Source organism: Noviherbaspirillum album (assembly GCF_035916955.1).
GTDB classification, from domain to species: Bacteria; Pseudomonadota; Gammaproteobacteria; order Burkholderiales; family Burkholderiaceae_D; genus Noviherbaspirillum; species Noviherbaspirillum album.
Window position 1 is genome coordinate 590,698 of the sequence record NZ_JAWIIV010000001.1, and the last position, 12,677, is coordinate 603,374.

The window sequence follows — 12,677 nt, forward strand, 5'->3', positions numbered from 1 at the left end:
CAGCCAATTCTTATTAAAGGAGACATCCAATGAAACTCGCTCGACTGCCCTCACTGCTGCTGTCCGCAGCCTGCCTGCTCATCTCCGGCACTGCCGCCGCCGAGTATCCCGAGAAGCCGATCCGCTTTGTCGTTCCTTTCGCCTCCGGCACCGCGACCGACCAGATCGCCCGCGCGCTCGGCCAGGCCATCACCGCCGAGACGAAACAGCAGGTCATCGTCGATAACAAGCCGGGTGCCAACGGTTTCATCGGCGCCAGCGAAGCGGCCAAGGCCGCGGCCGATGGCTATACCGTATTCATCACCACCAACACCACCCATGCGGCGGCGGAACACTTGTACAAGAAGCTGCCCTACGACCCGGTCAAGGACTTCTCGCCCATCACCGGGCTGGGCAAGGGCGGACAGATCATGGTGGTCAACAGCCAGTCGCCGGTGACCAGCGTCAAGGATTTCATTGCGGCGGCGAAGAAGAATCCCGGCAAGCTCACCTTCGGCAGCGGCAGCTCGTCGAGCCGCATCGCCGGCGAGATGCTGCAGCAGCTCGCGGGTATCCAGATACTGCATGTGCCCTACAAGAGCAATACCTTCGCCGTCACCGACCTGCTCGGCGGCCAGATCGACATGATGATCACCGATACCGCAACCGGACTGCCGCATATCAAGAGCGGCAAGCTGCGCGCGCTCGGCAGCTCCACCAAGAAGCGTTCGCCGCTGGCGCCGGACGTCCCGACCATCGAGGAAGCCGGCGTCCCCGGCTATGACATGGGCTACTGGTTCGCCGCCTACGCGCCTGCCAAAACGCCTCAGCCCATCGTCAACAAGCTCAATGAATTGTTCGCCAAGGCGGCGAGCAGCGCGACCGCAAATACCTTCTACACCAACAGCGGCGTCGATCCCTTCATCACCAAGCCGGATGAACTGGCGAAGTTCCAGGCGGCGGAATCGAAGAAGTGGGAAGAGATCGTGAAGAAGGCCGGCATCGAGAAGGAGTGAATTGTGCCGCTGCGCGTCCGGGCCGCGGGTACACACCTGCGGCATGGCTCGACGGCTCCCCATAGAAAAGCCCACGAACGCAAGCTTTGGCGATCGTGGGCAAAGCGCACCGCACCAGGCTGCGGCTACGGAGACATCTTTTGCGGGCGGGCCTGAACTTCAGCGGGTACACGCAGGCGCTTGTGCAAGCATCGCCGCCTATGCTGAAGTCGTGCTGAAAAATGGTGGTCGGTTAACACCAGCTTAATACACTCTTTCCGCAATTCAAGAATTTTTCCCCGGGGGATCAGCCGCACTCCGCCCGCACCACCGCGCGGACCCGGGAGACGCGAGAGCGCACCGTGCCTACCGGGATGCTCAGCTGCCGCGCGGCTTCCTCATACGTCGTATCACCTTCGAGCACTTTTTCGAAAGTCGCGCGCATTTCCGGTCCGATGCGATCCAGGATTGCACCGACCTTGCCGGCGATCTGGCGCGCTTCGATGATGGTCATCGGATCGATGCGATGCTGGTCGATGACCTGCTCCAGCGCTTCCTCGTCGATCGGGTCGCACAGCGACGAGCAGGTGCGGCGCACCTGGTTGCGCGCCAGGTTCAGCGCAATGCCGAACAGCCAGGTCGAAGGCTTGGACAGACCCGAAAAGCGGTCGGCGCAGCGCAGGGCTTCGAGAAAGGTACTCTGGACCACGTCTTCCGCATCTTCGGGATTGCGCACATAGCGCATCACGAAACGGAGAAGCTGGGAATGATGCTTGGTGAACAGGGCATCGACATCGATGGCCTGAGGTGCTGCCGTGGCATTGGCGGTATCGGTGTTATCGGAGTTGTCGGCGGTACTTGCGGTTTCAGCGTTTCGACTGCCGCTGCTGGCCAGCAGGGCTTCGATCTGGGCGAGCTTGTCGTTGGCGATGGTATCGAAAGTCATGTTTGTCTCTCAGGCTGTATGTGAATGCGGTCCCGATGCGGTCTTATTTGGCAGGGCGGCCTGATGGTGTGTTGTTATGGGCTGACCTCACTGTGACGAAACGATACCTACAGGCAAGTTTTCCTTGAGGAATTGGTGAGTATTAGTGAGAGATTGAGCTTTGTTGAGAAATCGGGCCGAGACAAGCCGACCGATAATTTCCCGTGGCACAGCAAAAATCGTTAACTCGTATGGTTGTCTTACCAGCCATGGCTTGATAGGCATACAATTAACGATTCCCCAAACCAGCAGGATCTTCCATGCCAGGCGACAGCATGCTGTTTTCAGGCTCTAGCGGAATGCGCAGGCACCTCGACGCCCATGATTGGAAGGCATTTCCGCAAGGTCACCCCGACTCGTGGCCGGACGCGGTCAGGACCGCCTTTGAGCTGATGCTTGATTCGATCCAGCCGATGGCCCTTGCCTGGGGGCCCCAACTTGCGCTGTTCTATAACGACGCCTGCGCGGAACTGCTTGCGCACCGGCATCCGGATGCGGTGTCGAGACCTTTCCGCGATGTCTGGCCGGAGCTGACTGCGGCACTCGATCCCTTGCTGGAACGGGCGCTTGCAGGCGAGGCCGTCCTCCTCGACGACAATTCTTTCCAGGCCGGCCGAGATGGATCAGGCGATCGCGCTCCCCTCGTCCGGTCTCTGCTGCCCCTGCGGAGCGGCGACGGCAAGGTGATCGGCATACTCGTGCCCTGCATGGAAACCACGCGCCGGTCGAACACGCGCGAGGAACGTTACCGAATCCTGTTCGATTCAATGGATGAGGGTTTCTGCATTGTCGAGGTGATTCATGGTCCCGAGGGCAATGCGGTCGATCACCGGTTCATCGAAGTCAATCACGCCTTCGAAAAGCTGACCGGCATGTCGCGGGTAGTGGGCAGGACCGCGCGCGAAGTCGCGCCGCTGATCGAGCCGGCCTGGTTCGACCTGTGCGGCAAGGTGGCTGCGACCGGCGAGCCCGTGCGTTTCGAACACCGCTTCGCGGCCAATCATTGCTGGTTCGACGTTTACGCGACCCGCGTCGGCGGCGCGGACAGCAGGATGGTTGCCGTGCTGTTCGCCGACATTACCCAGCGCAGGCTGGCGGAAGAAGCGCTCAAGGCCAGCGAACAGCGCTTCCGCCAGCTGACCGAGCTCAGTCCCGACGGCATCATGGTCAACCTCGACGATCGCTTCGTCTACGCCAACCAGGCGGCGCTGCGCATCTTCGGCGCAGGCAGCATGGAACAGATCATCGGTTTGACTCCCTATGACCTGATCGAGCCGGCGGGCCACGACGCCATCCGCGAGCGCAGCGCCATCGTCCGCCGCAGCGGCAATACCGTTCCACTGATCGAGATGCGCTGGCGCCGCCTCGACGGCGCGTACGTCCGGCTGCAGAGCGCGGCCGGCGAAATGATGTGGGAAGGCCGGCCGGCGATCCAGGTCGTCCTGCGCGACATCACCGAGCTGCGGCAATCGCAGGACAAGCTGCGCATCATGAGCGAGCGCCTCAAGCTGTCGATCGAAGGCGCGGGAGAGGGCATCTGGGACTGGAACTTCAGCGACAATTCCTACGTACTGGCCGGCGGGCTCAAGACGGTGCTCGGCCACGCCTGCGAGGAGCTGGGGGGCAGCGCCGACCAGTGGCAGGAGCGTATTCATCCGGACGACCTGCCTCAGGTTCGCACCGCGTTCCAGGCCTGCGCCGACGGCGACGTACCGGTCTATGCCAGCGAGTATCGGATACGCAGCAGCGCCGGCAACTGGATCTGGGTGCGCGCGCGCGGCGTCGTCGTCGAGCGCGACGAACAGGGCGCTCCGCTAGTGATGACGGGCACGCTGACCGACATCACCGCCCGCAAGGAATCGGATGAGCTCGCCTGGCGTCATGCGAACCTCGATGCCCTGACCGGCCTGCCCGGCAGGCGCCTGTTCCGCGAACGCATGGAAGTGGAGATGCGCAGGACCCGGCGCGGCAACGATCATCTTGCCCTGCTGTTCATCGACCTTGACGGTTTCAAGCAGGTCAACGATTTCCATGGCCATGATGCCGGCGACCGGCTGCTGATGGAGGCGGCCCGCCGCATTGCCTCCTGCGTTCATGAGCGCGACACGGTCGCCCGTCTCGGCGGCGACGAATTCACCGTCATCCTGGCCGATCGCGTCGATCTCGATCATGTCGAGTCCATCTGCCAGAGAATCCTCGCGCGCCTGGCGGAGCCTTTCCGCGTCGGCGGGGAGACCGCGTATGTGTCCGGCAGCATCGGCATCAGCCTGTTTCCGCATGACGCGCTTACGCCGGACGACCTGCTGCGCAAGGCTGACCAGGCGATGTATGCGGCCAAGCGCGCCGGGCGCAACCAGTTCAGTTACTTCACCCGGGAGATGGGCGAGAAGACGCGCGACCGCCTGCGGATGATGCATGAGCTGCGGCATGCGCTCGGCGCAGGGCAGCTTGCCGTGCATTACCAGCCGGTGGTCGACCTTGCCGACAACCGCATCGTCAAGGCCGAGGCGCTGCTGCGATGGCATCATCCATCCATCGGCGAGGTCAATCCCGCCGAGTTCATCCCGATGGCGGAGGAGTCCGGCCTGATACGGCAGATCGGCAATTGGGTCTTCCGCGAGGCCGCCGGCTGCTGCAAGCGCTGCATCGATCGCGCCGGCACGCCGTTCCAGATCAGCGTCAACAAGTCGCCGATCCAGTTCATGGCGCGCGATAACGACATGAACTGGCTGCAGTACCTGTCGGAACAGGGCATGCCGGGCAGCAGCATTTCGGTGGAAATCACCGAAGGCGTGCTGCTGCATGCCTCCGCCCGGGTCACCGACAAGCTGCTGCAGTACCGCGATGCCGGCGTGCAGGTCGCGCTCGACGATTTCGGCACCGGCTATTCATCGATGTCCTATCTGCAGAAATTCCAGATCGACTATGTGAAGATCGACCAGTCCTTCGTGCGCAATATCAACACCGATTCCGGCAGCCGCACGATAGCCGAGACCATCATCATGATGGCGCACAAGCTCGGCAAGAAGGTGATTGCCGAAGGCATCGAAAACCGGGAACAGCTCGCATGCCTGATCGAAGCCGGCTGCGACTACGGGCAGGGCTACCTGTTCGCGCCGCCGCTGCCGGAAGACGATCTGATCCGCATGGTGGCCGACACGCGCGCGGCGGCGCTGCCGTTGCATTGAGCGAGGCGGCGAATTCTCCATCGTCGGGGTTCATGTCGGTATCCACCGGGCCGGGCTGCACGTTGTTGACGGTGATGCCGCGCGGACCGAGGTCGCGCGCCATGCCTTTGGTCAGCGCGACCAGCGCCGACTTGCTCATCGCATAGGCGGAACCGCCGGCGAAGGGCACGCGCTCGGCATTGGTGCTGCCGATATGGATCACCCGGCCGCCGTCACGCAGATGGCGCACCGCTTCCTGGGTGGCGATGAAGACGCTGCGCACGTTGACCGCGAAGGTGCGGTCGAAATCCTCGAGCGCCATCTGGTCGATCGTTCCGAGCGCCAGCACGCCCGCATTGTTGACCAGGATGTCGAGACCGCCGAATTCGGCGGCCGCGCTGCGTATCGCGTTCCGCAGCGCGTCGGCATCCATGCTGTCGGCCTGGTAGGCAAGCGCCCGGCCGCCGTCGGCACGGATGGCGTCCACCACCGCCTGCGCTTTATCCGCAGCATTGACGTAGCTGATGGCGACGGCCGCACCATCCGCGGCAAGGCGCCTGGCGATGGCCGCGCCAATGCCGCGCGAACCGCCCTGGACGAATGCCGCCTTTCCTTTTAAATCGATCGTGCTTGCCATGTTGAACTCCCATCAGGTTGTAAGGGCGTCCAGTATCGGCCAGCGATTCCGTGGCAACTAGCCCATAATCCGGCAGTGCAGTTGATCCAAATGGTTTAAAAAACGGAGGAGTTTTAATGCTATGGAAACGCTGAACAGCATCGAGTGCTTCGTCCGCACCGCCGAAGCCGGCAGCTTCTCGGAAGCGGCGCGCCGGCTCGGCCTCACTTCCGCCGCCGTCGGCAAGAACGTCGCGAAGCTCGAAGCGCAGGTGGGCGTGCGCCTGTTCCATCGCAGCACACGCAGGCTTGCGCTGACCGAAGCCGGACAGCAGTTCCTCGGCGAGGTCAGGGGCGGCCTCGGCGCCATCCAGAGCGCGGTCGCCAATCTTGCAAGCATTGACGGCGAACCGTCCGGCACGCTGCGCGTCAGCATGGGCACCACCTTCGGCCTTGCCTACATCGTGCCGCTGCTGCAAGAGTTCCTGCAGCGCTATCCGCGCATCACGCCTGACTGGCACTTCGATAACCGTCCGGTGGACCTGATCGCGGAAAACTTCGACGCCGCCATCGGCGGCGGCATCGACATTCCGCAAGGCGTGGTGGCCCGCGAGCTCGGTCCCGCGCACCGCGTTCTGCTCGCATCGCCGGATTACCTTGCGCGGTACGGTCCGTTCGACGTGCCGGCCGATCTTGAAGGTTGCGACGGCATCCTGGTGCGCTCGCCCCAGACCGGCCGGGTCAGGCCCTGGACATTACGCAACCGCGATGGCGAACAGGCGCCGATCGCGCTGCGCCAGCGCATGACCATGAGCGATCCGGAAGCGGTGTGCCGCATTGCCGAAATGGGCATGGGTGTCGCGCTGGCCGGCATGCCGCACGCGCTGCCGTTTCTCGAAAGCGGCCGCCTGATGCGCGTTTTGCCCGGCTGGCATGTCGATACCGGCATGCTGGCGCTGTATTTCCCGGCGCAGCGCCTGTTGCCCGCGAAGACCAGGGCATTCGTCGATTTCATTGTTGCCCGCTTCCGCGAACAGGACTTTGGTCGCCGCTTCAGTGCGGTTTCCGTCTGAAGTGCTTGGCAAGCCGACGCCCGATGCCGGTGATGGATGTGGCGATGGATTTGATGATGGAGGTAGCGATAGATGCCGGTGACATATCCCCACCGGCACGGGCCCGAAGATCAAAGCGAATGACTCGCCTCCGGATTTTTCATCTTGATCGGTTCATAATGGTTGCCGACCCACATCACTGCAATCGTATTTCGCCTCGCCTGGTTGGTAGTTCCTCCCTCCGATTCCGGATTGCTGAAGAACAGGCCACCTCCCGGCAGCGGCGTATAAATCCTCAGGCCGACGTCGGCCCCGGGGAATCGCTCGTTGATCAGATCGACGAGCGTGGCGGGATGACTGCCGAAAGTGTTGAGATATTCAAAGAGCCCAAGGGGTTCGCCACGAGCGCCTAATCGGGTGATCAGGTCCTGCCTCAAACCGTTCGCCATGTTCAGGTTATCCTCACCGGTGATCCCCATTCCATCCAGGATGGAATGAATCAGGCAATTGCTGCCGGCGCCGCTGGCCACTCCCGTCTCCAGGCCCACGCGTCCGAGCGTGATGCGGGCGTGCCGTGCATTCACTGTCATGGCGTCGACATATTCCTGGGTCGGCGCGTTGGTATCGACGTCGAAGTCCGCGCCGAATGCTTTCCGATTGAGTGCGCTTGTCCGGAGCTCCTCTGCCTCTTCGGCGCGCACGGGCTCCAGCGGTTCGGACGGGAGGTTCTCATCCAGTACCTGTACGGCCCGAATCGCCCGCGGATCGAACGCAATGTCCGAACTTGATAAGGAGCGTGAAAAACCTGTTGCCTGCAGTCCCGAGGGCTGCGCGATGTAACCCGTCCATTGCGGTTCCGTCATGAAAAAGGCCGGCGCCTTGACATCCTTCAGCCGTTGCGCGGTCATTGCATATACATGCCGGGCCTGCGCGGCGGCCCAAATCATGTCCCTGAGAGCAAGCACCGAAACGGGAATGTCGCCTTTGCGTTTCGGCTCCGCAGCGGCATGCGTGGTTCCGCTCTTGGATTCGCGTTTCGAAGGTCCGGGGGGCGGCTGTTGAGCGTCCCCGGAGCCTGTCTCCAGAACACGGGCAATGTGTTGGCCAATAGCGAATCGTTCATTCCAGTTGTCCGGATTCGCATAAAATTGTTCCATTTCCTTTCTTAGCGAATGAACCTGCTCCCGATTGAGTGGAGAGAAGTCTTGAGAAACGGCCGGGTCGTCAAGGTTTTTCAACAGGGCGTTCAGACCGTCTTCCTGTATGGCTGCCGCCTCTTCCAATACCAGGGTATCCGCATTTCTCAAGGTTGAATAGTTTAGGGAAAGAGCGTTCTCGGCCTGTTGCAATTCAATGATTTTTGTTCTCAGTTGAATCAACTCGTCAGGCAATGGTTGATCGTCTGAGAGGTTCATGCCAAGGTAGGCATGCAGGTCAAAGCGCCTTAAGACATGGGGGGCTGCGCCATAGAACTCGCGCATTGCTTTTACGAGCGCGGCGCGTTGTTCTTCATCAAGGGGCTGGGTTGCGCCAGCCACGCCGTTGAATGTCCCCGATTTCACAAAATGTTCAACTTCCTGATTTAATTTTTTAATGTCCTTTTCCTTCTTTTGAAAGACATCTGACAGTTCAACCAGTTCTGCCGCGCGGCTCATCGTAGCAAGGCGTCCCATTTCCACCTCCCATGTCTCGGGCAATTTGAAATGGGGCGCAAAATTTCCATCCGCAGGCAAGATGGCGTCATCGCTCAGAATGCTGTCCGTGACATGGGAAGCGAATTGTTTTCCTATATCCTGAATGGCTATCCTGAATTGCTTTTCCATGACTTCGATTCGGTCATACAGATCTTGGAAGGCAGCGATTTCGGTCTTGTACTTATCTTTTCCCCGCCCATCGGCATTCAAGATTTTCTGCCCTGTCCTGGGTCGATATAGCTGATTCAATCCAGCACAGGCACGGACTGCGCGTTCCAGATCCCTATCCTGTATCGGCTTGCCGGCTTCATCCATGAGCTTTTCTTCGTCCCATGTGTAATCCGAGAGCCTGGAGGTGTAGCGTTCGAGCGTATCAATGTCATGCTTGTTGCCTTGCCGTCGCGCGAGCGCAATGACGCCTTCCCGCCACAGCGGGTCCGTTAAAAAGAATTTACGCTGGTTATCCCGATCGCCGGCGAACTCGGTTACATAGGACCGCGCATCCTTTACATATCTTTTGTGATTTTTTTCTTTTCCGGGATAGAACGCATCGGAATGATTCACGCTCTGCGGCAAATTCAGTAAGTCCTTTAGACTTGATTTGACCATCTGCGATATTTCAGGCTCAAAAGTCCTTCTGACTGCAGAACTTTCTCTAATTGCGTCCGGCACGATAACTCTTGCAATGTATTGTTGCAGGGTTTCCAGCCTTAGGGCGCTCAGGGACGCTTCCCTGAATTGTTCAATGCCCATCGCCCCCGACTCTATCTGGCGCACCAGGGTGCGGTTCCTGCTCCTGACGGCAAGTTCACTGATGTATTCCAGCGCATTGTGCATACAATGTTGCGTTCCACCGACGGAGTCGTGGAATACCTGCTCGGCGAAAGATGGATCAGCCGTGATTGCATCAAGAATAGCTGCAACATTATGGTAAACCGCGGCTTTCCGGCTCGGAACGGCTGCAGCATCCTCTTCCGCTCGCTTAAGCAAACGGTCGAAATGGAACGCGTTTCTTTTCTTGTTCCATGCTGCCAGATCTACCGGAGGCGTCAGCGGCGCCCTGCCTTCATCTTGAAAAAGCTCATTGATCGTCTTATAAAGTCTTTCCAAAGTCAGATCAAGCCTCGCAGATTTCTCGCCCGCTGTAATTATTGGGGTCCAAGGCCCATTCGATAAGCCGACGCTTTTGTGCATCGGTAGAGGGATTTCGAAGAATGCGACTTGTCATCCCTTGGGGCCTTCCTAACCATTGGCGGAGGTCTTCAGGCACGACTCCCATATTTAACGCCAACAATATGGAATCGGCATGTTCCGTGCTAAAAAGCTTTTCGCTTCTTATATAACGATCGAGGATTTCACCGGCGATTTTCAGCTTGATTTCTTCAGCCACGTTGGGAGATCCAAGCAATTCGCCCATGTCGGCAACGGCTGCTCCGTACTCGGGCCTTCCCGGGCTGCGATAATAATCTCTGTGAGTTGCGAGGCTCCTATCGAGCATTAGGAGGGGTACCATCATGGTAGCCGGGCCTGGCAATAGCCCTGCAACGGCAAGGAGGCCTTCGTTACCGTGTGCCCGCCTTAGCGCAGCACGTTGCTGCGGCGTGTGCGTACGCAGACGCGCATGCTGTAGCGACAGGTACAGGTCGGTTATCTCGTTCCGGGCATGGCTGTCTAAACCATGCTGTTCCATCAAGTGCCGGAGAATCGCGGTCAATTGCGCGCGCTCATGAGCATTCATTTGATGCTTGGCGAACTGGTAACGGGGCGACGAGGGCTTATGAAAGTACAGGCCGGCGCCCACGCTGTGTCTTTTCTTGACCACTCCCGAGGAATGATGCAGCTGCGTAATCCAGGTCGTTACGTCTTCGATACGTGGCACAGCCACGTTAGCCGGAAACCTCACCTGGCTCAGGTCAATCGGGCCGAACCAGCGCGGGGGCTGCGGGCTAGGCGGCGCTGGACGGTGTTCGAGATTTGGAAGTAAACCGGCAAGCGCTTTCCTAAGATGAGACGCGGGTGGATGGCGTTGGCCACTTTCAGGCAAAGCCGTTGCCGGTGCGCTTTCGGCCTGAACTGCGTTCGGCGTGTCTTGACCAGTACTAGGCTGGGGCTGAGGCAGTTCGTGATGCCGGCGAAAATAGGAAAGGATTGATGCCATCGTGCTCTCTGATGTCGTGAGTTGTTGGGTTCGGGCAATGCTCGTAAGAAGCCGTACGGTCTACCGCACTTCGTGGTTTGAAACAATCAACCGGCAAACCGCAGCTCATGTGGCGGGCCCCTCCTATGTAGCAATCTTGCTATCTTGGGTTCCATCAACATGTCGAATTTAATGACTCCGGTCTTATGCATCATGAAATTCCGGCAGATGCAGCTTATTTCCTTGCAGAATCTCCACGTTCAAGAAAGTTTGCGGTGGCAAGTGACTTACTGGAAGTGCGACGGGAATGGGTTCTCGGCGACCCGCAATTGAAGGAATATCAACGTAATGGCGAACTTTTTAACTGCTGCATCATCAACAAGACAAGCATTTGGTCAAGTCTGTGCAAAGGGGTGCGACCCGTCCGTCTTTCGATACAGGGGTCGTTGAAATCATCAAAGCGTTGTTACGGAGAAAAACATGGTCAACAGATTAGCAACAGTAGCTGCATTGGCAGTGGGCGGTTATCTTCTTTCAAAGCAACTCAAGAAAACCCGCGGTTCCGGCATGAGTTCATCGACGACAGCGTCGATCGAAGTGAACGTGCCTGTCAGCACCGCTTACAACCAGTTCACCCAGTTCGAGAACTTCCCTCAGTTCATGGACAGCGTGCATGAGGTCCGTCAGCTCGACGATACCCACCTGCACTGGCGCGCTTCGGTGGCCGGCAAGGAAGAGGAGTGGGATTCCGAGATCACCGAGCAGATTCCGGACAAGCGCATTGCGTGGCGCAGCATCACCGGGGTGCACAATGCCGGCGTGGTCACTTTCCACAAGATCAATGAAAACACCACCCGCATCATGCTGCAGATGGATTACGAGCCGCAAAGCATCGACGAGCAGGTCGGCGATACTCTCGGCCTGGTGAAGATGCAAACCCAGGGCAACCTGAAGCGCTTCAAGCAGCTGCTCGAAGCCCGCGGTACCGAGACAGGCGCCTGGCGCGGTTCGGTGACGCAGCACTAACACCCAGCGGTACGCAGGGCAGCGCATCATCAAGGCGTTGCCCTTCGTCCAATTGCATGCCATCCATGCTGCTCGGCGTGACAAACCGCGCCGGGTACCGATGCGGGCTTCGCGCAGTTCCTTCCTTTGCCCGTGCTTGCTCACGCTTATTGCACCAGCAATAGATTCCATCACCGGCTCCATCCCTCGTTGCCGAATCCTCCAGCTTCACTCTTCCGCCTTTTCCAGAACATTCCGAATCGATCGCGCTGTAGACAACCGCCCGCCGCGCCCTGAATGACGCAAAGCGGCGGCGCATTTCCGCGTAAAATCTGCTGCCGGCAAGCATGCTTGCCGCCGGACCGTTTTGCCTCGCCCTGCGCGAAGCCCGATCACTCGCCTGACTGGGAAACATGGAAAAATATTCAACGAACGCAATCAATGCCGACGCGCCCGTCATGCTGGCGACCGAGCGCCTGCTCCTGAGGCAATGGCAGCGGCGGGACTTGGGACCGTTCGCGGACATGAATGCCGATCCCGAGGTGATGCGGCATTTTCCCGCGCCTCTCGATACGCAGCAGAGCAATGATCTCGCCGCGCGCCTGTGCCAGCTTATCGCGCGCGACGGATGGGGCTTCTGGGCAGTGGAAACGCGCAGCCATGCGGAATTCATCGGCTTCGTCGGACTGCGCGAGACGAAGCCGGACATGCCATTCGGCTCCTGCATCGAGATCGGCTGGCGGCTGGCGCAGGCGCATTGGGGAAAAGGGTATGCGACCGAAGCCGCCCGCCGCGCACTGAGCTTCGGCTTCGAGGTACTGGCGCTGGAGGAAATCGTTTCCTTCACCGCCTTGCCCAACCTGCGCTCGCAAGCCGTGATGCAAAAGCTCGGCATGCACCGCGCTCCGGACGATTTCGATCATCCCGCTGTCCCGCAAGGACATGCATTGAGACGGCATTGCCTGTATCGCCTGGCACGCGGGGCATGGCAAGAACAGCAGCCATAGACAGGCCAGCCCCGATACCTCACTGCATCGACAAATGCCAA

General features: G+C 59.7%; 8 protein-coding genes and 1 pseudogene. 5 read left to right on the top strand and 4 right to left on the bottom strand.

The window, feature by feature from the left end; genetic code table 11:
• Positions 1 to 29 precede the first annotated feature (29 nt).
• Positions 30 to 995 carry a Bug family tripartite tricarboxylate transporter substrate binding protein gene (locus RY831_RS02605; protein WP_326504765.1) on the top strand — a complete coding sequence of 322 codons (966 nt, stop codon included), beginning with the start codon at positions 30 to 32 and terminating at the stop codon, positions 993 to 995.
• Between the two features lie 286 nt (positions 996 to 1,281).
• Here the strand turns inward: RY831_RS02605 and RY831_RS02610 are convergent, their stop codons facing one another.
• Entirely contained in the window at positions 1,282 to 1,920 is a 639-nt protein-coding gene (locus RY831_RS02610; protein ID WP_326504766.1) for an RNA polymerase sigma factor, read from the bottom strand.
• A gap of 431 nt (positions 1,921 to 2,351) precedes the next feature.
• Here RY831_RS02610 and RY831_RS02615 point away from each other — a divergent pair.
• Positions 2,352 to 5,021, top strand: a pseudogene (locus RY831_RS02615) (EAL domain-containing protein); the annotation flags it as partial.
• Here RY831_RS02615 and RY831_RS02620 read toward each other — a convergent pair.
• Entirely contained in the window at positions 4,960 to 5,763 is an 804-nt protein-coding gene (locus RY831_RS02620; RefSeq protein WP_326504767.1) for an SDR family NAD(P)-dependent oxidoreductase, read from the bottom strand. The pseudogene RY831_RS02615 and the gene RY831_RS02620 overlap by 62 nt on opposite strands.
• Positions 5,764 to 5,884: 121 nt before the next feature.
• Between RY831_RS02620 and RY831_RS02625 the strand changes: the two genes are divergently transcribed.
• Entirely contained in the window at positions 5,885 to 6,814 is a 930-nt protein-coding gene (locus RY831_RS02625; protein WP_326504768.1) for a LysR family transcriptional regulator, read from the top strand.
• 110 nt (positions 6,815 to 6,924) lie between these two features.
• On the opposite strand, the gene RY831_RS02630 is transcribed toward RY831_RS02625, so the two are convergent.
• Both RY831_RS02630 and RY831_RS02635 read right to left on the bottom strand, forming a co-directional pair.
• On the bottom strand, positions 6,925 to 9,597 hold the full coding sequence (locus tag RY831_RS02630; RefSeq protein WP_326504769.1) for a hypothetical protein: 2,673 nt from the start codon (positions 9,595 to 9,597) through the stop codon (positions 6,925 to 6,927).
• Positions 9,598 to 9,604: 7 nt separating this feature from the next.
• Positions 9,605 to 10,645 carry a hypothetical protein gene (locus RY831_RS02635; RefSeq protein WP_326504770.1) on the bottom strand — a complete coding sequence of 347 codons (1,041 nt, stop codon included), beginning with the start codon at positions 10,643 to 10,645 and terminating at the stop codon, positions 9,605 to 9,607.
• 459 nt (positions 10,646 to 11,104) lie between these two features.
• On the opposite strand from RY831_RS02635, the gene RY831_RS02640 reads away from it, so the two are divergent.
• Positions 11,105 to 11,650, top strand: a complete 546-nt coding sequence (locus RY831_RS02640; protein WP_326504771.1) for an SRPBCC family protein — start codon at positions 11,105 to 11,107, stop codon at positions 11,648 to 11,650.
• Positions 11,651 to 12,042: 392 nt separating this feature from the next.
• Complete coding sequence (locus RY831_RS02645; RefSeq protein WP_326504772.1) at positions 12,043 to 12,636, top strand: GNAT family N-acetyltransferase; 594 nt, start codon at positions 12,043 to 12,045, stop codon at positions 12,634 to 12,636.
• The last annotated feature ends 41 nt before the right edge of the window (positions 12,637 to 12,677 follow it).